Annotated in this window: 22 protein-coding genes; 14 read left to right on the forward strand and 8 right to left on the reverse strand. The window is 59.1% G+C overall.

The genetic code is table 11. The features are described 5' to 3' along the window. From Q0Y21_RS07225 to panP, 3 genes are all read left to right on the forward strand, one after another. Positions 1-1,704: an isovaleryl-CoA dehydrogenase gene (locus Q0Y21_RS07225; protein ID WP_297793162.1), complete on the forward strand. Its 1,704-nt coding sequence runs from the start codon at positions 1-3 to the stop codon at positions 1,702-1,704. Positions 1,705-1,889: 185 nt separating this feature from the next. Continuing rightward, positions 1,890-2,228: a DUF503 domain-containing protein gene (locus tag Q0Y21_RS07230; RefSeq protein ID WP_297793164.1), complete on the forward strand. Its 339-nt coding sequence runs from the start codon at positions 1,890-1,892 to the stop codon at positions 2,226-2,228. Positions 2,229-2,459: 231 nt separating this feature from the next. Further along, positions 2,460-4,139, forward strand: a complete 1,680-nt coding sequence (gene panP / locus Q0Y21_RS07235; protein ID WP_297793167.1) for a pyridoxal-dependent aspartate 1-decarboxylase PanP — start codon at positions 2,460-2,462, stop codon at positions 4,137-4,139. Positions 4,140-4,290: 151 nt separating this feature from the next. On the opposite strand, the gene Q0Y21_RS07240 is transcribed toward panP, so the two are convergent. Both Q0Y21_RS07240 and Q0Y21_RS07245 read right to left on the reverse strand, forming a co-directional pair. Continuing rightward, positions 4,291-4,557, reverse strand: a complete 267-nt coding sequence (locus tag Q0Y21_RS07240) for a hypothetical protein (protein ID WP_012137124.1) — start codon at positions 4,555-4,557, stop codon at positions 4,291-4,293. Between the two features lie 135 nt (positions 4,558-4,692). Further along, positions 4,693-6,252, reverse strand: coding sequence for an inorganic phosphate transporter (locus tag Q0Y21_RS07245; RefSeq protein ID WP_366517661.1), 1,560 nt, complete (start codon positions 6,250-6,252; stop codon positions 4,693-4,695). Between the two features lie 248 nt (positions 6,253-6,500). Between Q0Y21_RS07245 and Q0Y21_RS07250 the strand changes: the two genes are divergently transcribed. The 3 genes from Q0Y21_RS07250 to Q0Y21_RS07260 all read left to right on the forward strand — a co-directional run bounded on the left by Q0Y21_RS07250 (position 6,501) and on the right by Q0Y21_RS07260 (position 10,788). After that, complete coding sequence (locus Q0Y21_RS07250; RefSeq protein ID WP_297793176.1) at positions 6,501-7,604, forward strand: GGDEF domain-containing protein; 1,104 nt, start codon at positions 6,501-6,503, stop codon at positions 7,602-7,604. A gap of 61 nt (positions 7,605-7,665) precedes the next feature. Then, the gene (locus Q0Y21_RS07255; protein WP_297793179.1) at positions 7,666-8,112 is read left to right on the forward strand and encodes a flavodoxin; all 447 of its coding nucleotides are present in this window, start codon (positions 7,666-7,668) and stop codon (positions 8,110-8,112) included. A 108-nt stretch (positions 8,113-8,220) separates the two neighbouring features. Next, positions 8,221-10,788 carry an EAL domain-containing protein gene (locus tag Q0Y21_RS07260; RefSeq protein WP_297793181.1) on the forward strand — a complete coding sequence of 856 codons (2,568 nt, stop codon included), beginning with the start codon at positions 8,221-8,223 and terminating at the stop codon, positions 10,786-10,788. Positions 10,789-10,832: 44 nt separating this feature from the next. Here the strand turns inward: Q0Y21_RS07260 and Q0Y21_RS07265 are convergent, their stop codons facing one another. From Q0Y21_RS07265 to Q0Y21_RS07275, 3 genes are all read right to left on the reverse strand, one after another. Continuing rightward, positions 10,833-11,693 carry an acyl-CoA thioesterase II gene (locus tag Q0Y21_RS07265; RefSeq protein ID WP_297793183.1) on the reverse strand — a complete coding sequence of 287 codons (861 nt, stop codon included), beginning with the start codon at positions 11,691-11,693 and terminating at the stop codon, positions 10,833-10,835. A 69-nt stretch (positions 11,694-11,762) separates the two neighbouring features. Further along, a complete protein-coding gene (locus Q0Y21_RS07270; protein WP_297793186.1) occupies positions 11,763-12,917 on the reverse strand; it encodes an FAD-dependent oxidoreductase in 1,155 nt (384 codons plus the stop codon). Between the two features lie 44 nt (positions 12,918-12,961). Continuing rightward, positions 12,962-13,129 (reverse strand): rubredoxin, encoded by a 168-nt coding sequence (locus Q0Y21_RS07275; RefSeq protein ID WP_008173532.1) that lies wholly within the window; start codon positions 13,127-13,129, stop codon positions 12,962-12,964. A 264-nt stretch (positions 13,130-13,393) separates the two neighbouring features. Between Q0Y21_RS07275 and Q0Y21_RS07280 the strand changes: the two genes are divergently transcribed. The 5 genes from Q0Y21_RS07280 (at position 13,394) to phoR (ending at position 17,743) form a co-directional block, all read left to right on the forward strand. Then, complete coding sequence (locus tag Q0Y21_RS07280) at positions 13,394-13,951, forward strand: hypoxanthine-guanine phosphoribosyltransferase (protein ID WP_297793189.1); 558 nt, start codon at positions 13,394-13,396, stop codon at positions 13,949-13,951. After that, positions 13,932-14,486, forward strand: coding sequence for a chorismate lyase (locus Q0Y21_RS07285; protein ID WP_297793410.1), 555 nt, complete (start codon positions 13,932-13,934; stop codon positions 14,484-14,486). Before Q0Y21_RS07280 ends, Q0Y21_RS07285 begins: the two co-directional genes overlap by 20 nt. A gap of 83 nt (positions 14,487-14,569) precedes the next feature. Then, positions 14,570-15,457 carry a 4-hydroxybenzoate octaprenyltransferase gene (gene ubiA / locus Q0Y21_RS07290; protein ID WP_297793192.1) on the forward strand — a complete coding sequence of 296 codons (888 nt, stop codon included), beginning with the start codon at positions 14,570-14,572 and terminating at the stop codon, positions 15,455-15,457. Between the two features lie 235 nt (positions 15,458-15,692). Next, complete coding sequence (gene phoB / locus Q0Y21_RS07295) at positions 15,693-16,385, forward strand: phosphate regulon transcriptional regulator PhoB (protein WP_297793194.1); 693 nt, start codon at positions 15,693-15,695, stop codon at positions 16,383-16,385. 41 nt (positions 16,386-16,426) lie between these two features. Beyond that, positions 16,427-17,743: a phosphate regulon sensor histidine kinase PhoR gene (gene phoR, locus Q0Y21_RS07300; protein WP_297793196.1), complete on the forward strand. Its 1,317-nt coding sequence runs from the start codon at positions 16,427-16,429 to the stop codon at positions 17,741-17,743. Here phoR and Q0Y21_RS07305 read toward each other — a convergent pair whose 3' ends face one another. Beyond that, on the reverse strand, positions 17,744-18,631 hold the full coding sequence (locus tag Q0Y21_RS07305; protein WP_297793199.1) for a response regulator: 888 nt from the start codon (positions 18,629-18,631) through the stop codon (positions 17,744-17,746). 310 nt (positions 18,632-18,941) lie between these two features. Here Q0Y21_RS07305 and Q0Y21_RS07310 point away from each other — a divergent pair, with 310 nt between their 5' ends. From Q0Y21_RS07310 to Q0Y21_RS07320, 3 genes are read left to right on the forward strand one after another with little or no spacing between them, the layout of a single operon-like run. Further along, entirely contained in the window at positions 18,942-20,111 is a 1,170-nt protein-coding gene (locus Q0Y21_RS07310; RefSeq protein ID WP_297793413.1) for a lytic murein transglycosylase, read from the forward strand. A gap of 18 nt (positions 20,112-20,129) precedes the next feature. Then, the gene (locus Q0Y21_RS07315) at positions 20,130-21,161 is read left to right on the forward strand and encodes a metal-dependent hydrolase (RefSeq protein ID WP_297793202.1); all 1,032 of its coding nucleotides are present in this window, start codon (positions 20,130-20,132) and stop codon (positions 21,159-21,161) included. 2 nt (positions 21,162-21,163) lie between these two features. Next, positions 21,164-21,856 carry a pseudouridine synthase gene (locus Q0Y21_RS07320; protein WP_297793205.1) on the forward strand — a complete coding sequence of 231 codons (693 nt, stop codon included), beginning with the start codon at positions 21,164-21,166 and terminating at the stop codon, positions 21,854-21,856. 5 nt (positions 21,857-21,861) lie between these two features. On the opposite strand, the gene Q0Y21_RS07325 is transcribed toward Q0Y21_RS07320, so the two are convergent. Together Q0Y21_RS07325 and pbpG are read right to left on the reverse strand one after the other, a co-directional pair. After that, positions 21,862-22,341, reverse strand: coding sequence for an asparaginase domain-containing protein (locus Q0Y21_RS07325; RefSeq protein WP_297793208.1), 480 nt, complete (start codon positions 22,339-22,341; stop codon positions 21,862-21,864). Positions 22,342-22,375: 34 nt separating this feature from the next. Next, entirely contained in the window at positions 22,376-23,320 is a 945-nt protein-coding gene (gene pbpG, locus Q0Y21_RS07330; protein WP_297793210.1) for a D-alanyl-D-alanine endopeptidase, read from the reverse strand. Between the last annotated feature and the right edge of the window lie 187 nt (positions 23,321-23,507).

The raw sequence follows: 23,507 nt of genomic DNA on the forward strand, positions 1-23,507 counted from the left end.
ATGAACGCCCGTCAGCCTGCACCAACCACCACTGACGCAACCGGACCGGAAGATCGCTATCTGGCCGTGACCCATGACGTGGTCAATCAGCCCCCCGCCCTGGAGGACTACAACCTGTTCGACCAGGACACCGCGCTCAGGGAAGCGGTGGATCGCGAAGGTGGCAGCGCAGCCGCTGACGACCTACAGGCCTTTGGCGCGCTGGCCGGCAGCCGGGAAACCATTGAACTGGGCTTTCGGGCCAACGAAAACAAGCCGCTATTTAACACCCATGACCGCTTTGGCCACCGTATTGACCAGGTGGATTTCCACCCGGCTTATCACCAGCTGATGTCCATTGCCATGGAACACGGCCTGCACAGCAGCCCCTGGACTCACCCCGGCAAGGGCGCCCATGTTGCGCGGGCGGCCAAATATTACATGCATTCCCAGGTGGAAGCGGCACACTGCTGCCCCATCACCATGACCTTTGCGGCCATTCCCTCCATCCGCAAGCAGCCGGAACTGGCAGCCCTCTGGGAAGACCGCATCCTCGCCAACCAATACGATCCCCGCAACCTGCCCGATGGCCAGAAACAGTCAGTGACCATCGGCATGGCGATGACCGAGAAACAGGGCGGCAGCGATGTCCGCGCCAACAGCACCCGCGCCTACCCGATCGGCACCGAAGGCCCGGGACAGGCCTACGAACTGGTCGGCCACAAATGGTTTGTCTCCGCTCCCATGTGCGATGCCTTCCTGGTACTCGCCCAGACAACCAGCGGACTGTCCTGCTTCCTGATGCCACGCTGGCGTCCGGATGGCACCAAGAACCCCTGGCAGATCCAGCGCCTCAAGAACAAGATGGGCAACGTCGCCAATGCCTCCAGCGAAGCGGAACTGCGTGGTGCCCTGGCGTGGATGGTTGGCGAAGAAGGCCGCGGCGTGCCCACCATCATCGAAATGGTGGCCATGACCCGCTTCGACTGCATGATCGGCAGCTCCGCCGGCATGCGCCAGGCCCTGGCACAGGCAACACACCACTGCCGCCACCGCAGCGCCTTCGGCCAGCGCCTCAGCGAACAACCGCTGATGCAGAACGTACTGGCTGACCTGGCCCTGGAAAGCGAAGCCGCCATGGCCTACACCATGCGCATCGCCCGCTCACTGGACAACCAGCATCAGGAACACGAGCGCCTGCTGGCACGACTTGCCACACCGGTCGGCAAATACTGGATCTGCAAACGCACCCCGAACCACGCCTACGAAGCCATGGAATGCATCGGCGGCAGCGGCGTCATGGAAGACTGCATCATGCCCCGGCTGCTGCGGGAGTCACCGGTTAACGCCATCTGGGAAGGCAGCGGCAACGTCCAGTGCCTCGACACCCTGCGGGCTTTGCAGAAAGAACCGGACACCCTCGACGCGTTCTTCCAGGAAGTCGCCGAAGCCAAAGGCACCGACGCCCGCTTCGATCGCTTCGTCGCCCAACTGCAGATCGACTTCAAGGACATCAGCGACTTCCAGTACCGCGCCCGCAACCTGGTCGACCGCCTGGCCCTGGCCATGCAGGCCAGCCTGCTTCTGCGTGGATCCGACCCGGCGGTAGCCGATGCCTTCTGCGCCTCGCGCCTGCAATCCGGCGGCGGCCTCAACTACGGCAACCTGCCCTCGGGCACCGACGCCGCTGCCATTATCAAACGGGCAACGCCTGTAGTAGGCTAAAGTTCAAATGATCAGGGCAATCCAAAGCCTGACCGAACCTGACGCCACCCGAGAGGCTTGAGAACCTTCGGGGGCGCGCTTTCCAAAACCCTGCGGAGCCATGGATGGCGGAGCGGAGCGTACAGGGATGTATTCACAGCGTGTTTTGGAAAGCGCGCCCCCGGAGGTTCCAGCACCCAAAGACTATGTCCGAAGCTCTGAGAAAACTGCTCAATCAATCTGGCCCGACACCGGTGATCACCCCTCACGTGGGCGTACTCACCCTGCACTTCCAGCTCTATGGCTGCGAAGACCTCAAGGCCAAACGCAAAGTCTTTACCGCCCTGAAAGCCGTGTGGGGCAGGGAGCCAGATCTGGCGGTCGCCGAAACCGCCGACCAGGACGCCCTCGATTGCGCTACCTGGACCATTGCGTCCCTTGGCAGCTCAACCCAGCAAATCACCCAGCGCCTGGACCAGATTGAAAAAGCCATCCAGGAGCGGATAGATGCTGCCATACTGGACGTACACCGGGAGATTCTCTGACGCACGTATCCTGCCCTGTGTGGCACAAGATTTCACCAGGCCGTATACTACGCTCCCTTTAATAAGCGTCAGTCAGAGTCAAAGGCTCAACGGCCATAAGGGAAGCCAGAGCGCCCGGGTGACATCGGGCAAGACGTATTTCCAATGTCGGAGTGAAAACTCCGGCTGTATCCGCCAGGCATCCGGAACCGGCCGGCGGATGACCACCGTTTGACAGTGTGTGGCGCGCGTATGACCGGAAAGAAAAAATCCGCCCAGGCCTCGGTCGAGGCGATGTACCGTGTATTCACGGTGCCAGAGGCACCGGAATCCACCCTGAGTCGGATCGACCAGAACATATCCCGGAACCTTGCAGGCTTCCTGCAGGAACACATTGTGGCCGTGGAACGGGACCTGTCCGAGGTCGAGAAAGACTTCTCGGACTACGCCATCCCGGAAAAGCCCGTGTTTGTCTCCGAGCAGGCCCAGTTCCTGCTGGACAAGCTGGTGGCGAACTCCGTTCATACCGCGTCCCCCAGCTTCATCGGACACATGACCTCGGCACTGCCCTACTTCATGCTGCCGCTGTCAAAGATCATGATTGCCCTGAACCAGAACCTGGTGAAGACCGAAACCTCCAAGGCGTTTACCCCCATGGAGCGCCAGGTTCTGGGGATGATTCACCGCCTGGTCTACGAACAGGACGGCGCCTTCTACCGCAAGTGGATGCACAACCCACGCTTTGCCCTCGGCGCCATGTGTTCCGGCGGTACCGTCGCCAACCTGACGGCCCTGTGGGTGGCCCGCAACCGCGCCTTCCCAGCCGAGGGCAGCTTCCGTGGCATCCATCAGGAAGGCCTGTTCCGGGCCCTGCGCTACTATGGCTACGAAGGTGCGGCGATCCTGGTTTCCCGCCGTGGCCATTATTCGCTGCGCAAAGCCGCCGACGTGCTTGGCCTGGGCCGCGACTTCCTGATTCCGGTGGACACCGACGACGATAACCGCATCCAGACCGACGCCCTGCGGGACAAGTGCCTGGAGCTGCAGAAACAGAAGATCAAGATCATGGCGATCTGCGGCATCGCAGGCACCACCGAAACCGGTAACGTCGACCCGCTGGACGCCATGGCCGACATCGCCCGGGAATTCGGCGCCCACTTCCACGTGGACGCTGCCTGGGGCGGGCCTACATTGTTCTCCCGCACCTATCGTTCTCTTCTGCGCGGCATCGAACAGGCCGATTCCGTCACCTTCGATGCGCACAAACAGCTCTACGTCCCCATGGGCGTAGGCCTGGTGGTATTCCGCGACCCGAGCCTGGCCAGTGCCGTTGAACACCACGCCCAGTACATCATCCGTAAGGGCTCACGGGACCTGGGCAGCACCACGCTGGAAGGCTCGCGCCCGGGCATGTCCATGCTGATCCATTCGGGCCTGAAAATCCTCGCCCGGGAAGGCTACGAGATCCTCATCGACCAGGGCATCGACAAGGCACAGACCTTTGCCGACCTGATCAACGCCCAACCGGATTTCGAGCTGGTCACCAAACCGGAACTGAACATCCTGACTTATCGCTACTGCCCGGAGGACGTGCAGCAGGCACTGGCGCTGGCGGATGAATTACAGACGGAAAAGCTGAATGCCTGCCTGAACCGCATCACCAAGTTCATCCAGAAAACCCAGCGGGAACGGGGCAAGGCGTTTGTCTCGCGGACCCGGCTGGAGCCGGCCCGCTACTTCCACTATCCGTGTATCGTGTTCCGGGTGGTTCTCGCCAACCCCTTAACCACCCGGGAAATCCTGGAAGATATTCTGGCGGAACAACGGGAACTGGCGATTACTGAGGAAGATATTCAGGACGAGATCAACATTCTGCATCAGATGGCTAATGCGGTACTCAAACAGCATCAGCCAGGCGTGCGGCAAGCCTGATGTTCTTTTGGGTCAGACACCGCGAGGGCCGGGGAGGCTTGTCCAAAACACGCTGTGAATACGTCCCTGTACGCTCCGCTCCGCCATCCATGGCTCCGCAGGGTTTTGGACCAGCCTCCCCGGCCCTCGCTCAAGGTATGCCGTCTAGCTTTTAATACAGCGCCTCTTCGTCATCCAGCACTTCGTGCAGGATATCCAGGAACATGTGATCCGCCTCGCTCCAGTTCTCGGGGATACGGATCGTGGTGTTGGCGCTGATTTCCCTGGCAATCACCTCATTGGCCTTCGGCTCATTGCGGTGCTTGCGGGCAATTTCCACAGATTTGACCGCAATGGTCGGATCGCTCAGTACCTTCTTGATGAACACTCGCAGCTCATCAATCATGCGGGCCTGACGGCTTTCGGCAGACGAACTCATCATTTACTCCCGGATAGTTTGACGTTCAGGGGACACCCCTCAACCTATAGATAGTATGGCTAATTCGGCTGGCTGCAACCAGCCCGGGGGAGATGATCCTGCCCGCTTCGTTGTTGAAGCGGGCAGGGGCAGGTATTACATCAACAAGCCGCGCAGGGTGAAGAACAGCGTGGCTGCCATCAGTGCAGATGCGGGCACGGTGATGATCCAGGCGGCCACGATACGGGTCAGATGGGAGCGCTTGACCATTTCCTCGCGGTAGATCTTCTTCAGGCGCTTGCGCTCGCTCTTGGATAGCGGCACCTGCTTTTTCTTCTTGGCCTGCTTGAGCAGGTTCTCCATCTCTTCCACCGAGGCATTGCGGAAATCATCCAGGAACGGACGCAGGCGCTCCTGCTCGGCTTCATCATGGTGTTCCATGATCTTGTGAAGCTGGGTGGCGTAATTGGATTTCAGGTACTCCCGCAGGAAGCCGACGCCGAACACACCACCGATGGCAATGTGAGTGGAGCTGACCGGCAGCCCCAGCTGGGAGGCAATAATGACGGTGAGCGCGGCGGACAGTGCGATACAGAAGGCGCGGGTCTTGTCCAGCTCGGTGATCTCGCTGCCTACGGTCTTGATCAGGCGCGGACCAAACAGCATCAGGCCGACCGACAGCCCCAGCGCACCCACCAGCATGACCCACAACGGTATCGAGGCTGCAGTAACCACTGCCCCCGCTGACAGGGCGTCGTTGATCGCGGCGAGAGGGCCGATGGCATTGGCCACGTCGTTAGCCCCGTGAGCGAAACTCAACAGCGCAGCGGCAAAAATCAGCGGCCAGGTAAACAGGGTATTCACGCCAGCCGAGCTGTTTTCCATGGTCGCTGCGCGACGACCAACAGCTATCCGCATGATGACAAACACGACAATGGCCACCGCCAGACCGACCAGGGAGGCCTCGAGAAAATCCACCTTGATAATCTTTTTGACGCCCTTGACCATCAGGTAGGTGCCAAAGGCCCAGGCCATGATGGCAACCAGCCAGGGCACGAAAGTGCGGGCGGCTGGAATCAGGTTCTGGCGATAGAGAACAGACTTCTTGATGGCAAAGAGGAACAGGGCAGCCAGCACCCCGCCCATCACCGGGGATATCACCCAGCTGGCGACGATCTTGGACATGACGGCCCAATCGGCGATACCCCAGCCGCCAGCGGCGATCCCGGCACCCAGTACGCCACCGACGATGGAGTGCGTGGTGGACACCGGAGCCCCCATCCAGGTGGCCAGGTTCAGCCAGAGCGCCCCCGCCAGCAGCGCCGCCGTCATCAGCCAGACGAAGGCGTTAACGTCGTCCAGACGATCAGCGGCAATGATTCCGCCCTTGATGGTTGACACCACATCACCACCGGCGATGATGGCGCCACCCGCCTCAAAAATGGCAGCAATCAACACCGCGCCACCCAGAGACAGGGCACCGGAACCGACCGCCGGCCCCACGTTATTGGCGACGTCGTTAGCGCCGATATTGATCGCCATATAGCCACCAATAACAGCAGCCGCCATCAGCAGCATGCTGTTGGGCATACCGCTGCTCAGCTGCCCGACCACCAGCCAGATACCGAGCAAAAATAGTAAGCTGAAACCAACCCGATATCGCTCAGTGGATGGACTGGTCAGGAGTGTGTCAAGAAATCCGGTTTTCGGGGCCATAGCAAAACAGGTCTCGTGGATGCTGAATGAATTGCAACGTATCGTGCCATCCCGGCCAGCAGAGTACTCCGTCCGTAGGTAGTCTACACTGCGCCGCAACTATAAATTTTTTGCCATGAAATTGAAACATAAGGCGATAATGGCAAGCATTGTGAAAAGTCAGGGGAAGTGGTGCCAATTCCCGCTAACTTCGCCCATAATCGCCCGTAACAGGTATCAAAAATACAAAAATAGCAATCAAGGCCTAAATGAACGACCTGACCACTTCCAGCCAACAGGGCGTTGAGGAGACCGAGGAACTCCGAATATCCCGGATCCTGACCTGGCTGTCCCTCATGGCCATTGTGTTCCTCGCCGGCATCGGCACCAAAGCCTGGTTCGCCAGCCACTACTATCACGCCACAATCTTGTGGGCGTTTGCCGCTCCCCTAGTGGCAAACATGCTGTGGTTTGCCCATACCGGCAACCGGACACTACAAAAAACCGGGCTGATCACCACGGTCGGCGTGCTGTTTTCCTACCTCATTGCCTCAGGCGGTGAGAGCAATACCGGCCCTCTATGGTTCTATGTCTTTCCGCCCCTGCTGTTCTACCTGACCAGCCTGAAAACAGGGACGGTCATTCTGTCCGTTTTCTACCTGGTCGCTATCGTGGTTTTTCGCTTCCCCGAACTGCCCATGGTCACCGCCGAATACACCACGGATTTCAAGATCCGCTTCTTTTCCACGCTGACCTTCGAATCGATACTCTGTTTTGTGCTTGAGGCCAGCCGCCTGAAAGCGAGAAACGAGCTGGTGGCGCTGGCCCGGGCCCATGAGCACGCCGCACGCACCGATGAGCTGACCGGCCTCGCCAACCGCCGGGAGATGCAACACCGACTGGACGCCGAGTTTTCCCGCTACGAACGGTCGGGGCATCATTTTTCCATTGCCCTGATCGATCTGGATCTGTTCAAAGGCATTAACGACCGTTATGGCCACCATGCCGGAGACGAAACACTGAAGACGTTCTCCGCACTCATGCGCCGGATCATCCGCCAGTCCGATATTGCTGCCCGCTGGGGCGGCGAGGAATTCCTGTTGCTGCTGCCTGATACATCGCTGTTGCAGGCGCTCGCCCTGGCCGAGCGCCTGCGAGTCGAGGTCGTCAGAACCGAATTCATGTTCCGGGGACAACGGCTTCCTGTCTCGATCAGCGCCGGGGTTTGCTCGATCGCCAAGGCGGGTTCTGTGGATGAACTGCTGAAACAGGCGGACATTCATCTTTACAGCGCAAAAGATGCAGGCCGGAACCAGATCGCACCACGGGTACGGCCTCACCAGGCGGATAACGAAGCCAGCTCACCCGCCTGACCTTGAGACGACGCCAGCCAGTCGCTATGATCGTGCGCCAAAGTGATGAACAGGTTGAATCATGACAGCAATACGAATTCTGGTCGGCAGCGTCTACGGCGGGGCCCTGATGACCGCAAGGGCAATCAAAAAGGAACTAGAGCCCGCGGGCCATACGGTGACTGTCCTGGAGAACCCGGCACTCGACGATATCACCGGCAACAACGATGCCTTGCTGGTCTGTACTTCGACCACCGGTCAGGGTGAGGTGCCCCCCAACCTGCTGCCTTTTTATCTGGCTCTGCGGGAGCAACTCCCCCAACAACCGGGGCGTCCCTTCGGCGTTATCGTGCTGGGTGACAGCTCCTACGGAGACACTTTCTGCGGCGCTGGAGAATTACTGGAAGAGGCGCTGTACGAAACCGCAGCAAGGAAAGTGGGTGATACCTTGCGGATAGATGCGCTGGAAACAACGGAGCCGGAACTGGAAGCCCTGCCCTGGACAAGAGACTGGATCACTACCCTGTAGTTCAGCGGCCTGAACCTGAAGCTCACCGGATTTCCCCGTTTCCGGTCTTGAGCGAAGGCCGGGCTGACGCCATACTGCAGCAAACAAACATAACAAACTTGGTATTTTGTGCGTCCTATTGTTCTGCTATTCGCCCTTGTGGGCGCGTCGATCATCATGGCTGCCGCTGCCCAGGCAGCCCCATCGGCATCTTCCCCGCTACCGCAACCATCCATTGCCTATCTGAAGGCTCCGGCGGTCGAGGGCGACGCTCTGATGGATCTCCTCGACCGTCCGGACTGGCAATCACTGGCGGAAGATACGCCGAATTTCGGCTACGTGACCGACAATTACTGGTATCGCATGTCCCTGAGCAGCGAACCCGGCAATCAGGTGCTGGAGATCAGCTACCCTCAACTGGACTACGTCGACTTTTACCTGCTGGCTAACGGGCAGATCGTCCGAACGGTGAAAACCGGGGACCACCTGCCGTTCTCGGAACGACCACTCTCCCACCCGAGCTTCCTGATCCCCTATACCACGGAACCCGGAGTCGATTACGAAATACTGCTCTCCGTCCGGACCAGTGGCGCACACCAGGTACCGGTCAAGCTCTGGGAGCAGAATGCACTATTCGACGCCCTCACCACCGAGGATCGACTGCACAGCCTTTATTACGGCGTTCTGGTCACCACCATTTTCTTTAACCTTTTTATTTTCCTGACCCTGCGGGAAGCCACCTACCTGTTCTACGTGCTGTCCACCTTCAGCTATCTGTTTCTGATGGCCACCCTTCGAGGGGTGACGTATCAGGTCTTCTGGCCAGACAATCCCTGGCTGCACAATCAGACCATGCTGATCGCCGTGCCAATGGCAGTGCTGTTCGCGATGTTGTTTGCACGCTCGTTCCTGCGTCTTCGCAATACTGCACCCAGAACCGATCTGCTGCTGCAGTTCATCAGTGGGCTGAGCCTGCTGGCTATCCTCGGCACCTTCATACTGGAGTTCAATACCTCCATAAAATCATCGGTGGCCCTGGCGCTGTCTGGCTTCCTGCTGCTTTTTATCATCGGCCCCGTACAGTGGATGAAACGCAACCCCCAGGCCGGCTACTACACCTTTGCCTGGGGGCTGCTGATCATTGGCACCATGTTGACCGCGTCCAACAAATACGGTCTGTTGCCGACCAATTGGCTAACGACTTACGGCATGCAGGTAGGCTCGGCCCTTGAGGCCATTCTGTTAACCATCGCCCTGGCAAAACGGCTCTACAACGAACGGGAAGACAAGCTCCACGCCCGGGAGGCAGAGCTCAGGGCGATGGCCGCACGACGCTCGGCGGAACTGCGATTGATGAACCTGGCACTCCATGACCCGTTAACCAGCCTGCCCAACCGCACCAGTTTTGAGATGGCCATCAACGACCTCATCACCCGCATTCCGGATCACCAGTACGCCATCGCGGTGATTCACATGAACAACCTTCAGGCCATCACCAAAACCCTTGGTCATCGCAATACCGATCGCCTGCTTGAACTGGCAGCGACCCGTTATCACAGCATTGTGCAGGAAGTACCCGGAGTACAGGCCATAGAAACAACCGCCCAGCGCTCTGTCTACCTGGCCTCACTGGAAACCGGCACGTTCGGATTCGTCGTGGACGTCACCCTCCTCAGCACGGCACCACGGGCCATTATCCAGGGCCTGGAGGAACTGCGGGAGCCGATTGAGTACCTGGGCATGCAGCTCCCCCTGGACCCACAGATCGGCACGGCCCTCTACCCCGAACATGCCCGGGACACCAACTCCCTGATACGTCGCGCCCACATTGCACAGGATTCCAATGAAGCCCGCGATCGCGGCCTGGCTTACTACCAGTCCACCCGGGACTCCTACAGCGCGGACCGGCTGACGCTGGCATCTGAACTGAGGCTGGCCCTGCAGAAAAACAAACTGACACTTCACCTGCAACCCAAGCTGTGCCTGGCAACCCATGCCGTCATTGGACTGGAAGCATTGATACGCTGGCCATGTCGGCAATTACCGATAGGTGCAGATGAAGTGGTGGCCCTCGCCGAACAAACCGGACTGATCAAGCCCCTGACACGTTGGGTACTGGAACAGTCCCTGGAACTGAGGAGTCAGCTGCTGGAACTGGGCTGGCCACTGGATATTTCGGTTAACATTTCCCCGAACAACCTGAGAGAGCCGGATTTCCCGACGTTTGTGCAACAGCTGATGAACAGCTACCACAACCACCGTGGCGCCCTCACGCTCGAGGTAACCGAAACGTCCATGATGCAGGATCCGGCGAACTCCCTGAAAGCCCTGAATTCCCTGCACTCGGCCGGATTCCCGGTGTCGATTGACGATTTTGGCTCGGGGTATTCTTCGTTATCCTATATCAAGCAGCTGCCGGCCAGTGAGATCAAGATCGACCGCTCCCTGATTACCGACATCGCCACCCATCCCGGTGACCGCGTCATTGTGCAGACCACCATCGATATGTGCCACTCGCTGGGCTACAAGGTGGTCGCGGAAGGTGTTGAGGACGAAGGCACTGCGGAACTTCTGGAATCCATGGGTTGCGACATGATCCAGGGTTACTGGCTGACACCACCGCTACCCATCGATGAAATGCTTGAATGGCTAACCACTGGCCACGCGCTGCCCGCTACCAGCCGCAAGCTTGGCTGACACCGGTGCCCCGTCGGGTTAGCTCATCAAGCTAGTACGAGGCGTTAGCGGGAGCGCTTGCGAATCAACGCCTCCTGGGTGGTAGAGGCCACCAGCCCACCCTTCTGGTTAAAGAAGTTGCCACGGTTGAATCCGCGACCAGCCGAAGCGCTGGGGCTGTCCTTGTCGTACAGCAACCACTCATCCATGCGGAAGTCCCGATGGAACCAGATGGCATGGTCAAGGCTCGCCACCTGCATGTTCTTGCTCATGAAGGTAACGCCATGGGGATTCAGGGAAGTCCCCAGGAAAGCGAAATCCGAGGCATAGGTCAACAGACAACGATGCAGCACCGGGTCATCCGGCAGGTGACCCTGGGTCTTGAACCAGCTTTGCTTGTGGGGCGGGCGGGGTTCCGGCTTGAACGGATTGACCGGGTCCACTGGCCGGATCTCGATCGGTCTGTCACGGGTCAGGCTATCCCGAAAACGCTCCGGGACGTGGGGGGCCAGCATTTCACCGTATTCCTGCTCCGATTTCAGGGTGTCCGGATCCGGCGCCTCAGGCATGTCGAGCTGATGCTCAAAGCCTTCCTCCGCCACCTGGAAGGATACCGAACCGGTCAGGATTTCCTTGCCGCCCTGACGGGCAATCACCCGCCGTACCGAAAAACTGCCACCGTCCCGTACACGTTGGACCTCGTAGTCGATCGGCATGCTGTGATTACCGGGGCGCAGGAAGTAGGCATGAAGGGAATGGGGGAGCCGGCCTTCAACCGTGCGACTGGCTGCCATCAACCCCTGCCCCAGCACCTGGCCGCCAAACACATTGGGGAAACCAAGGTCTTCACTGTCACCCTGGAAATGATCGTCCCCGATTGGCGATAGATCCAGAAGATCCACCAGCTTTCTGGTTACTTCAAGCATGCCTACTCCTGTTGATTCGTTAGCTCACGAATGGATTTCTACCCCAAGCGAGCCATTTTCGCAACAGGCTTATTCGTGAATCGGCGGCACTTCCTTGGACAGAGCCTGCTTCTCCACGGCGTAACTGCCCGTGACAGCAAAACCCAGTACGGTGCCATCCGCGGCCTTGTACAGGGCCTTCACGTTATTGCCATCCTGCTCCAGCTCCCATTCACCCTCGGCATCGGATGGCGGCGGGCAGACAGAGGTAGGGCAGCAGGGCGTCTTGATCATCACCGGCATGGTGCCATAGGCCACTTCCGTGCGCTCGCTGGTCAGGGTCTTTGCCAACGCCCGCGAACAAGCCATCAGAGGCAGGACATACAGCAGCACATGGCCGTCCACTTCTGCGCAGTCGCCCAGGGCGAAAACGTCCGGAGCCGATGTTTCCAGGGCCCGATTCACCATGATACCCCGATTGACCTCAAGACCCGCAGCTTCTGCCAGACCGGTCCTCGGACGCAGGCCAACAGCAGAGATGACCAGATCCGCCTGGAGGGTTTCGCCATTGGCCAGTGCCAATGTCACACCATCACCCTCACGATCAATCCGATCGACAACGGTTTCCAGATGGAAGCGTGCCCCGAGATCCGTCAGGGCGGATTTGACCGCCTCGGCCGCCGGTTTTGGCAGCAGACCCGGCATCAATGTGTCCGAAGGTGCAATGACATCCACCTCGTAGCCACCATTGCGCAAGTCATTGGCAAACTCGCAGCCAATCAGGCCGGCCCCCATGATGGCCACACGCTTCTTGCCAGCCAGCGCTTTGCGGAATGCCCGGTAATCCATCAGGTCGTTGATGGAAAACACGTGCTCCTGACCGTCACCGTCGATCGAGAGCCTGATCACATCCGCCCCCCAGGCCAGCACCAGTTTGCTGTACTGGATGCGGTCGTCACCAGTCACCAACTCATGGGCCTCGGTGTCAATGCCGGTCACCGTGGTGTAGGTCCGCAGGTCAAGGTTGAGCTGCTCGATCATTGCCTCGGACGTGGCCTGGGCCAGCTCGTCGGCTTCCTTGCCCTTGGTAAATCCGGTAGACAGCATCGGCTTGGAATAACTGAAGCCGTCGTCGGCCGTCACCATGACAATGGGGATTTCCTTGTCCTGCTTACGGATTTCCCTGGCCAGTGAGTAACCCGACAGACCGGTACCCACGATAACGATAGGGGCTTCTGTAGTCATTCCTGTTCTCCGTTTAAATTGAACCTGTAATATGAGTGCTGGCGTTAACCAATCTCGATCATTTCAAAGTCTTCCTTGCCAACACCGCAATCCGGGCACACCCAGTCTTCCGGCACGTCTTCCCACTTGGTTCCCGGCTCGATACCGTCTTCCGGCCAGCCTTCTGCCTCGTCATAGATCAGGCCACACACCACACACTGCCACTTTTTCATAATCTCTCTCCGCAATTTTTGTCAGGGTGCAATGATAATTGTCAGACAATCATGCACGCAAGTTTTTGTAGCAACTGCCTATTACTCATATCGGGCCACCATCATACCCACCCCTCCACAATTGACCAATGCCACTCAGGACAGTGAGTCGGCGGTTTTTCTGCCAATAGCAACAAATACCCATCACGATGCAATGGCGTTGCCCCTCCCTTCCGCCCTCCTCCTCCGGTATAATCGCCCGTTTTACGACAGGATCCGACCGCTATGCCCGATACCGTCGCCGAAATGAACCAGGTAATGAGCGAAGCCGATTGCCTGGTCAGTGAACAGCAGGTACAGGATGCCATCCGCGCCCTGGCAGACACCATCACTGACCGTCTCAAAGACAGCAATCCACTGCTGTTCTGTGTGATGAACGGAGGCCTCATACTGACCGGACAACTGCTGCCGTTGCTGAAGTTTCCTGTCCAGGCGGAATACCTTCATGCCACCCGCTATCGGCAGGAGACGACTGGCGGCATCCTCGAGTGGAAGTTGAGCCCGGACGCGGACATGCAGGACCGCACGGTGCTGATCGTGGACGACATTCTGGATGAGGGCACCACCCTGTGCGCCATTGCTGATTACTGCCTGGCCCACGGCGCCAAGGAAGTGCTGACGGCCGTTCTGGTCGACAAGCAACACGATCGCAAGGCCCGCCCGGACCTGAAAGCCGACTTTACCGGGCTGGAAGTGGAAGACCGTTTCCTGTTCGGGTATGGCATGGACTACAAAGGTTACTGGCGCAACGCCCCCGGGATTTATGCCGTTAAAGGGCTTTAATTACCAGGCAGATGCCCTGACCATCCCCCCCACAGACTGGTACCGGTCGCTGGCCGCTGCCGGGCTGCGCAACCCCACAGTGCATGGGCCGGCCCGTTACTGGCTGCAGGTGGAAGGATCACTGACGCGGGAACTGCAGGTACGCTGCGCCCACTCCTTCCACGTGGACGTCACCCGCGAAGGTTTTGCCCTGCCAACCCGGGAGGAGGCCTGCACCCTGAACATTCCGGAACGCCAGTACGCCTGGGTCCGGGAAGTCTGTCTGTGCGGCGATGGAGAGCCCTGGGTCCTGGCTCGCACCATCATCCCCCTGGCAACCCTCGCCGGCTCTGGCCGATGCCTCCGCCATCTTGGTCGCAAACCCCTTGGCGCCTGGCTGTTCAGCAATCCCCTGTGGCAACGAGGCCCGTTCGAAACCGGCATCTGCCACACCCGCCATCCGGCACAACCGCCGGTTGCACGACGCTCCCGGTTCTACAGCGGCGACAAGGCCCTGCTGGTGGGCGAATACTTCCTGCCACGCTTCTGCGGCTGAAACCGGCCTTTAATCCCCCGGCCACCGCTGGCTATAATCCCCGCACAGACCCAAGCCAGCAAATCACAACCCGGACACGCCCTATGCTGCTGAATACCATGCCTGACCATATCCAGAGCCGTCTGGCCGATTACGCCAAGCTGCTGCGCCTGGACCGCCCCATCGGCAGCCTGCTCCTGCTCTGGCCCACCTACTGGGCCCTGTGGCTGGCAGCAGAGGGAGCCCCCGATATCGGCAACCTCATCATTTTTACCCTGGGCGTATTCCTCATGCGCGCCGCCGGCTGTGCCATCAACGATTTCGCCGACCGCAAGGTTGACCGCCACGTCAAGCGCACCAAAGACCGACCCCTGACCTCCGGTCGCATTGATGCCTGGGAAGCCGTTGCCCTGTTCCTCGGTCTCTCCCTGGTGGCTTTTCTCATGGTCGTGCTGTTCACTAACCCGCTGACCCTGTACTTCTCCTTCGGCGGCGTGGTACTCGCCTTCATTTACCCCTTCATGAAGCGCTACACCCATCTGCCCCAGCTATTCCTGGGCGCCGCTTTCTCCTGGGCCATCCCCATGGCCTGGGCGGCACAGGCCAACGAAATCACCCAGCTGACCTGGCTGCTGTTCACCGCCAACGTCCTCTGGACCGTGGCCTACGACACCCTCTACGCCATGGTCGACCGTGACGACGACCTGAAAATCGGCATCAAATCCACCGCCATCCTCTTCGGCGACGCCGACCGCGCCATCATCGGCTTCCTCCAGGCGCTGGTGGTGATCATCCTGGTGATGGTCGGCGGTCAGGCGGAGCTGGGCATTATCTATTACCTGGGCGTAGTGGCCATGGCAGGCCTGTTCGGCTATCAACAGTACCTGGCCCGGTTCCGCGAGCGGGAGGGCTGCTTCAAGGCCTTCCTGAACAACAACTGGGCGGGCTTTGCGGTGTTTACCGGGCTGGTGATTGACCTGCTCGTACGATAAATCTCGGAAGGCCCGCACACGGTCTACGTGCTGGATTGGGGCGGGGCTTCACAAACCCTGCATTGCCATGGATGGCAATGCGGAGCCCCCATGGATGGGTTCACGGCGTGTTTGTGGAGGCCCGGCCCACTCCGGCACAGACTCCCATGCCAAAACAGTTTGTGTCATATACTTGTAACACTGGGACGTTGTAATGAAGCAGCAACAATACTAGGTCTGATACAGGTTAATGCTCATGACTGGAAAAACTGTCCTGATCGTCGATGACGAAGCCCCGATCCGCGAAATGATCGCCGTGGCCCTCGAAATGGCGGACTACGACTATCTGGAGGCATCGGACGCCCTCGAAGCGCATGCCCTGATCGTCGACAAACAACCCGATCTCATCCTGCTCGACTGGATGCTCCCCGGCACCAGCGGCGTGGAACTGGCCCGACGCCTCAAAAAAGAAGAGGCCACCGCCGACATTCCCATCATCATGTTGACCGCCAAGGTCGAGGAAGATAACAAGATCCAGGGTCTGGAAGTCGGTGCCGACGACTACATCACCAAACCCTTCTCACCACGGGAACTGGTCGCCCGCCTCAAAGCCGTACTGCGCCGTACCACACCACCCGGCGTCGACGACCCGATCGAAGTGGAAGGCCTGACCCTCGACCCCATCGGCCACCGCGTGTCCACGGAAGCGGGCGCCCTCACCATGGGCCCCACCGAATACCGGTTACTGCAATTTTTCATGACCCACCAGGAACGGGTATATACTCGCTCACAATTACTGGATCAGGTCTGGGGTGGTAACGTCTATGTGGAAGAACGCACGGTCGACGTGCACATTCGCCGCCTGCGCAAGGCTCTGGGCGACCAATATGACCATTTGATTCAAACTGTCCGTGGCGCCGGCTACCGCTTTTCCACCCGGGCCGCATAACCGGCGGGCACCTGGTGCCACTTCAACCTTAAGGCTGCCGCATGCAACACAACTGGTCACGACATCTGCGCCTGATCATTGGGTTCCTGATCGTCTGCACCGCTGCCGGAGCGTTCTTTGGTTACCCGATATACGGATTAACCGCCGGCCTGATCGGCTATCTTTGGTGGACGCTGGTTCAGGCCAAAAGACTTTTTCGGTGGCTTGGCAATCCCGGAGGCACCAGCGAGGCACCCCAGAGTGTGGGCTTGTGGGGTGACATTTTTGACAGTGTCCACAAACTGCACCAGAACCACCTGCGCTTGCAAGACCAGCTGAGAGCCCGGATCAACCGGGTGCAGGAATCCACCAATGCCATGCGTGACGGTGTCATCATGACCGACGCCAGTGGCACCATGGAATGGTGGAATGGCTCTGCCGAATACCTGCTGGGATTCCGTCGCAACACTGACCGGGGCCAGTATATTCATAACCTGATACGCACACCGGCGTTCAAGGCCTATTTTGATGCCCGGGATTACCGGGAGTCCCTGGAGATCCATTCACCGGCCAAACCGCACATCCGCCTGCAGATACAGATCAGCCTGTTCGGAGATGATGACCGCCTGATCGTCGCCAAAGACGTCACCCGGCTTTACCAGCTGGAACAGATGCGGCGCGATTTCGTGGGCAACGTATCCCACGAAATGCGAACGCCCCTGACTGTGATCAGCGGGTACCTCGAAACCCTGGTGGACAGTGCCAACGAGCTTCCTCCCAAGTGGCAGCGAGCCATCAACACCATGGCGCAGCAGTCCTCGCGTATGGAAGCCCTGATTACCGACCTGATACTGCTGTCAAAAATTGAAACCGGGGAGCAAACCCTCAATGACACCGTGACCGATGTCGAAGCCCTGCTCCGACAGATCTGCCACGACGCCAGTGCCCTCAGCGGGGATAAACAGCATGACATCAGCGTCGACATCACCGATCAACGGCTGCTGAAAGGCGATGAAAGCCAGCTGCGCAGCGCCTTCTCCAATCTGGTGTTCAATGCTGTGAAGTACACACCGGCGAAAGGTCATATCACCATCACCTGGAGCGCGAACCGCGAAGGTGCCCATCTGTCGGTCCGGGATACCGGTATTGGAATCGATCCGGTACACATTCCCCGCCTGACGGAACGCTTCTACCGCGCTGACCCTAGCCGCCACAAGGAAACCGGCGGTACCGGCCTGGGCCTGGCCATCGTCAAACATGTCCTGCTGAACCACGATGGAAACCTGGAAATTCGCAGCCGGATGGGCGAAGGCAGCGAATTTATCTGCCATTTCCCAAGGGAGAGGCTGGTGGAGCGGGTGCCCGAGAAGGTGTCCTGATCAGCGGCTGCCGGCCCGGAAACGGGCAATAAAGCGGGACAGCTCTTCCATTTTTTTCGGGTCCTCATCAACGAAGCGGATGGTGACGCTGACAAAGTCCGTATCCTGCCGCTTGTCGACCGCCTGCAACTGATGGACATAGCCATTCAGCCTGGCCATCTGACCCTCTGCAATCTCGATATCCACGACCGCCTGGTCAAGAATGCCCGGGAATTGCTGGTCACGCCTGGCGATGACCCTGACCTCGGTCAGGTTAATGTCCTTGACCACCGATTTCAGGGTATGGTCGGCGAACCGGACCGACGCCACACTCATAGCGCCCCGTGAAGCCGATGGTTTCTCGACACCTCCGCCCCCCGCCTTAAGCAATGGCGAGGCCGCCGGTCGGACGTCCGGCACCGCGGTTGCCGGTGCCGCCTCGCGCTTCTGGGTCAGCAGGGCGGCGGATTCCTTGAAGGCATCGGCCGGCCCCTCCATGGACTTGCCACTCCGGTCCATCACGTCCTTCAGCTTGCGGCCCATCACCTTGATAATCTTCTTGCTGAGCCCATCGGGGCTGAACGGCTTGCCAAGGTACTCCGACACACCCTCTCTGACCGCTTCAACCACATGATCCTTATCGCCACGACTGGTGATCATGATAAAGGGTACTTTCTCGTACTGGGGTTGCTGTCGCATCCATTGCAGGAGCTCCAGACCCGACATTTCCGGCATTTCCCAATCGCAGAGGATCAGGTCAAACACGGTACGGGACATCAGTGACTGGGCCCGGCGACCGTTCTGGGCTTCGGTTGTTTCAATAACGGGGAAACGCTGGCGTACTGTTCGTTTCACCAGATCCCGCACAAAGCTGGCGTCATCAACGACCAGCGCCTTCAGCGTTGCCATGTTTCCCGACCTTCTTCGCGACCAACCACAGGGAATGTACGACCAAACTATAGAACAAAGCAGGCAGCGAAGAACCTCCATGCTACAAAAACACCACAATTCACCTGCAAAGGAACTGGCGAGTTAAAGAATTGTCACCCTTAGAGGCCCAAACCGGTATTTCTGTTGGTAAAAAAAAGGCTAACATGGGCCGGCTGATACTTATCGGACACCTCACCAACCGCTTTTCACACCGAGGTTTTGCGTGCTTAAGAAACAATCAGGGACTACCCCCGGCAAAAGGATTCTCCGTTGCCTTTCAGTGACCGGCATTCTTGCCGTTTTTTCACTACCGGCATCCTCCAATACCGACGCCACCGACGATTTTCAGGCATGCCTCAGCCGCCTCAAGGCCCATGCCATTGACGCCGGTGTTACGGAAACAACCGCCAGTACGGTACTCGCGCAGGTGGAGCACCTGGACCGGGTGATCGAACTGGATCGCCGGCAGCCGGAGTTCACCACCACCTTTGCGGATTACCTGAACCGCCGGGTCAACGACGACCGGATCAGCAAGGGGCGGACCCTGTTGCAGGAGCACCGGGAACTGCTGGCCGATGTCACCCGGGAAACCGGTGTGCCAGCCCCCTATCTGCTGGCGTTCTGGGGCCTGGAGACCAACTTTGGTACCTACTTCGGAAAAATGTCGGTACCCAGCTCACTGGCGACCCTGGCCTGCGATCCAAGGCGGAGCCGCTTTTTCACTGAACAGCTCACGGCGGCCCTTCAGATTATTGATGAAGGCGCCATCCCCGCCGAACAGATGGAAGGTTCCTGGGCCGGTGCCATGGGCCACGTCCAGTTCATGCCAACGGTGTTCCTGAAGCATGCGGTGGATGCCGATGGCGACGGCAAGCGCGACCTGTGGAACAGCCTGCCGGACGCCATGATGTCCGCCGGCCATTTTCTTCAGGACCTGGGCTGGGACGGGGACTATCGCTGGGGACGGGAAGTGATCCTGCCGGACAGCTTTAATTATGAACTGGCCGATGGCCGTCGGCTGACACTGGACGAATGGAATGAACTCGGGGTTACCGACGCTTTTGGCAAACCTCTGGCCAACGAACCGATCAAGGCTGCGCTGGTGGTGCCATCCGGCCATCGGGGGCCGGCCTTTCTTGCCTACAAAAACTTCCGCGTGATCATGGGCTGGAACCGCTCAGAGTTCTATGCCATTTCCGTGGGCCACCTTGCGGATCGGATCGCCGGTGCCGGCGCCTTGCAGAACCCGCCACCGGAAGACCAGCCGAACCTGTCCAGAGCGGACATCCTGGCCCTGCAGCAGGCGCTGAATGACAACGGTTTCGACAGCGGCGAACCCGACGGCATCCTGGGGCCGGCTACGCGTTCCGCCATCCGCCAGTTTCAGGCCAGCCAGGACATGGTTGCCGATGGCTACCCGGGAGAACCGGTCTTTTCGCGACTCGACCTTGATGTCTGATGATGCGGGTGTGAGCTCATGGACTCGATAACGCAAGCTGCCCTGGGAGCCACCCTCGCAGGAGCGGTGGCCGGTAAGGCACTGGGGCGCTCAATACTGGTAACGGGAGCCGTTCTGGGCACCCTGCCCGACCTGGACGTGGTTATCGATTACGGCACCGCCGTAGCCAATTTCACCCAGCACCGGGGGTTCAGCCACTCGCTGTTTGTCCTGATACCGCTCGCCGTCATGCTGGCATGGGGGCTTTGGCGCTGGAAACCAGTGATCAGTTACCGACGCTGGCTGCTACTGACCGGATTGATACTGGTCACACACCCCCTGCTGGACGTGTTCACCACTTATGGCACCCAGATTTTCTGGCCATTGGGGCCACCGATCGCCCTGCACAGTATTTTTATTATCGACCCGCTGTATACCCTGCCCCTGCTGGTGGCTATCGGTTTTTTTCTGGTGAAACCGGCGATGCCCCGCAGTCTGGTGGTGGGCCTTGGCGTTTCCACACTCTATCTGGGGTGGACGCTGGTGGCGCAACAGATGATTTCCAGCCGGGTGGAGCCGGCGCTGGCAAAGGCAGGACTGGACGATGCGCCACGCATGGTCCAGCCAATGCCGTTCAATACCCTTCTCTGGCGCGTCACTGCGATCAGTGACCACCGCCGGGTAGAAATCGTCACCGGCTTCCTGGACGGCGACGCGCCACTGACCCTGGAGACCTTTCCCCGGTCCCGGACACTGGCTGAACAGGCACGGGCCCTGGAAGAAGGCCAGCGACTGGAATGGTTTACCGAAGGGTTTCTCCATTACGAACAACTCGACAACTTGCTGCTGGCCACCGATGTGCGACTGGGCGTGCCCGGTGCCCATCCGTTTACCTTTGTCCTCGCGCAGGACAATGGCAATGGCCTGGAGCCCGGTGCCAGTTATCGTCACACCGGTCCTGCCCTGAGGCCCGAGTTGCTGGGGGCGATGTGGGCCAGGCTGACCGGTGCAGCACCGGTTCTGTGCCTGGCGAGCCTGAAATTGCCACCCCCGGGGGAAGGCTGCTCGTAATCATGCGACTGGATCAGTTCATTGCCAGCACCACCCCCCTGTCGCGCAAGGAAGCCAAACGGGCCATTACCCGGGGGCGGGTGATCGTGAACGGGCGGGCGTGCCGTCAGGTATCCACCCATATCAGCACCGATGCCCGGGTTGCCCTCGATGATCACCTGCTGACCTTGCCCGGGGAGCGTTACCTGATGCTCAACAAGCCGGAAGGCGTCGTCAGCGCGACGACCGACAGCGACCACCCCACGGCATTGGACCTGTTGCCCACCAGCCTGCGGCACGGCCTGCATATCGCCGGTCGCCTGGATGCGGATACTACCGGACTGTTGTTGTTGACGTCGGATGGCCAGTGGTCACACCGCGTGACATCACCCCGGGTGAAGTGCCCCAAGACCTATCGCGTCACCCTCTGCGATCCGGTCACAGAAGGCGCGCTCCAACAACTGCGGGATGGCATCGAACTCAGGAACGACCCCAAACCAACAAAACCGGCCGAGGTCCGTTGGCTGAATGACTACGAGATTGAGCTCACCATCGCGGAAGGTCGTTACCATCAGGTCAAACGGATGCTGGCCGCGACCGGTAACCGCGTTTCGGCTTTGCACCGATCACGCATTGGCACCATCGAGCTGGACAGCACCCTTGCGCCAGGGGCGTTCCGGGAACTGACCGAGGCAGAAATCGATTCCATCGCCTGAAAGGCTCAGATTCGCTCGAAACGCTGAGCTTTCAGGTTCTTGCGCACCGCCCCGGCCGCAAATACCTCACCATTCATCGCAATGTAAACACCGGCGGGTAAGATCTGGACCGCTGCCCAGGCAAATCCCAGATTGAATACCGCATCGCTGCGACGCATCCTGGCCGGCTGCATAGCCCCCAGAAGAACAATGGTTTTATCGGTAATTGTCGTCAACGCCTGGGCGGTTTCTGCCATGGTATCGGTACCATGGGTGATCAGGATCTGGTCGCATTCCGATGACGCCACCGTCTGACGGATCCGTTCCCGGTCATCCTCGCTTATTTCCAGGCTGTCCTTCCGCATCAACCCGGTGATCTGGTAGCCGTCGTGGATATTGGATTCACTAAGCAACTCCGGCAACAGGGAGTCACCAACCTCAAACTCACTGTTGGCATCAAAATACACCTTGTCGATGGTACCACCGGTTGTCACTATCTCGATCACTGCCAGAATCCCCGCTTATCCCCGTTATCCGGTATCAATTCACGCCCGCAGTCGATTGCTCACCTGACGCTGTATTACGCTGCCGATCGGCGGTATAAGCCGCGTTTTTTTCCTGTTCGTAAGCCCTGGCCGCGGTAGCTACCTGTCCGGGAGCCCCCGTGTCCAGCCAGCGTCGAATGCGGCCCGCATCCCCCATTGGAGAGCGGGTGCCCAGTGAATCGAGCAACACCGTCACCATCTGTTTCCCGTTCATATTGGACACCATCACCAGGCAACGCCCGGCCTCCGACAGATAGCCGGTTTTACTCAGACCGACCCCCCAGCTATCCCGATGCACCAGGACATTGGTGTTGCCAAACGACAGGCTGTAACGAGGCTTGCGGAACTGCCCGGTGTAGTACCGAGTGGTGGAATAATCCCCGATCTGCGGGTGTTTTGCGGCAGCATTCACCAGCTTGATCAGATCCGCTGCGGTTGACGTGTTATCCACCGACAACCCGGTTGGATCCACAAAGCTCGTGCGGGTCATGCCCAGCTCCATGGCTTTCTCATTCATCGCCCGGACAAACGCGTCATAGCCTCCGGGATGGTGGCGCGCCAGTGTATAGGCTGCAAAGTTCTCCGATGACATCAAGGCGATACGCAACATATTCGCACGACGCATCTCGGAGCCCACCCGAATACGGGTGTAAGCGTTAGCTGCAGCGGGTATGTGGCGCTCCCTGAATTCCAGCCATTCGTTCAGGGGCTCTCCGGACTCCATCACCACCAGGGCTGTCATCAGTTTGGTGATGGACGCGATCGGTACGATCCTGTCGGCATGCTTGTCAACAACCAGCTCATTGCTGCCGGCGTAGGCCGCAGCCGCATTTACAGAAGCCAACTGCAGCGTCTCCGCCTTTTGCTTATGGGCATGGGCTTGGGAGATGGCAAAAATGAACATCAGGCTCATCAGGCCAGACAGGACGCGTCGATACATCAATCTACCTCGGGCAAATCTCTTCAATGGTGAATACAGTGCCGTCTACTATACCAGCGAATTCCCCTCAGGGACCCCCTGAACCCGCTGTCAGGATTACCACTCATCCACAGTCGCAAAATCAGCTTCTTGCGTGCCCGACGTCACATTTTTCACTCATCCGTTTTAAACGGCAAATGCAAAACAC

The organism is uncultured Marinobacter sp., assembly GCF_947259545.1.
Lineage (GTDB): Bacteria > Pseudomonadota > Gammaproteobacteria > Pseudomonadales > Oleiphilaceae > Marinobacter.

Excerpts from the sequence above, each read along its gene's own strand:
- Q0Y21_RS07225 (WP_297793162.1), top strand. The coding sequence starts at position 1 with ATGAACGCCCGTCAGCCTGCACCAACCACCACTGACGCAACCGGACCG.
- Q0Y21_RS07230 (WP_297793164.1), top strand. The coding sequence starts at position 1,890 with ATGTCCGAAGCTCTGAGAAAACTGCTCAATCAATCTGGCCCGACACCG.
- panP (WP_297793167.1), top strand. The coding sequence starts at position 2,460 with ATGACCGGAAAGAAAAAATCCGCCCAGGCCTCGGTCGAGGCGATGTAC.
- Q0Y21_RS07240 (WP_012137124.1), bottom strand. The coding sequence starts at position 4,557 with ATGAGTTCGTCTGCCGAAAGCCGTCAGGCCCGCATGATTGATGAGCTG.
- Q0Y21_RS07245 (WP_366517661.1), bottom strand. The coding sequence starts at position 6,252 with ATGGCCCCGAAAACCGGATTTCTTGACACACTCCTGACCAGTCCATCC.
- Q0Y21_RS07250 (WP_297793176.1), top strand. The coding sequence starts at position 6,501 with ATGAACGACCTGACCACTTCCAGCCAACAGGGCGTTGAGGAGACCGAG.
- Q0Y21_RS07255 (WP_297793179.1), top strand. The coding sequence starts at position 7,666 with ATGACAGCAATACGAATTCTGGTCGGCAGCGTCTACGGCGGGGCCCTG.
- Q0Y21_RS07265 (WP_297793183.1), bottom strand. The coding sequence starts at position 11,693 with ATGCTTGAAGTAACCAGAAAGCTGGTGGATCTTCTGGATCTATCGCCA.
- Q0Y21_RS07270 (WP_297793186.1), bottom strand. The coding sequence starts at position 12,917 with ATGACTACAGAAGCCCCTATCGTTATCGTGGGTACCGGTCTGTCGGGT.
- Q0Y21_RS07275 (WP_008173532.1), bottom strand. The coding sequence starts at position 13,129 with ATGAAAAAGTGGCAGTGTGTGGTGTGTGGCCTGATCTATGACGAGGCA.
- Q0Y21_RS07280 (WP_297793189.1), top strand. The coding sequence starts at position 13,394 with ATGCCCGATACCGTCGCCGAAATGAACCAGGTAATGAGCGAAGCCGAT.
- Q0Y21_RS07285 (WP_297793410.1), top strand. The coding sequence starts at position 13,932 with ATGCCGTTAAAGGGCTTTAATTACCAGGCAGATGCCCTGACCATCCCC.
- ubiA (WP_297793192.1), top strand. The coding sequence starts at position 14,570 with ATGCTGCTGAATACCATGCCTGACCATATCCAGAGCCGTCTGGCCGAT.
- phoB (WP_297793194.1), top strand. The coding sequence starts at position 15,693 with ATGACTGGAAAAACTGTCCTGATCGTCGATGACGAAGCCCCGATCCGC.
- phoR (WP_297793196.1), top strand. The coding sequence starts at position 16,427 with ATGCAACACAACTGGTCACGACATCTGCGCCTGATCATTGGGTTCCTG.
- Q0Y21_RS07305 (WP_297793199.1), bottom strand. The coding sequence starts at position 18,631 with ATGGCAACGCTGAAGGCGCTGGTCGTTGATGACGCCAGCTTTGTGCGG.
- Q0Y21_RS07315 (WP_297793202.1), top strand. The coding sequence starts at position 20,130 with ATGGACTCGATAACGCAAGCTGCCCTGGGAGCCACCCTCGCAGGAGCG.
- Q0Y21_RS07320 (WP_297793205.1), top strand. The coding sequence starts at position 21,164 with ATGCGACTGGATCAGTTCATTGCCAGCACCACCCCCCTGTCGCGCAAG.
- pbpG (WP_297793210.1), bottom strand. The coding sequence starts at position 23,320 with ATGTATCGACGCGTCCTGTCTGGCCTGATGAGCCTGATGTTCATTTTT.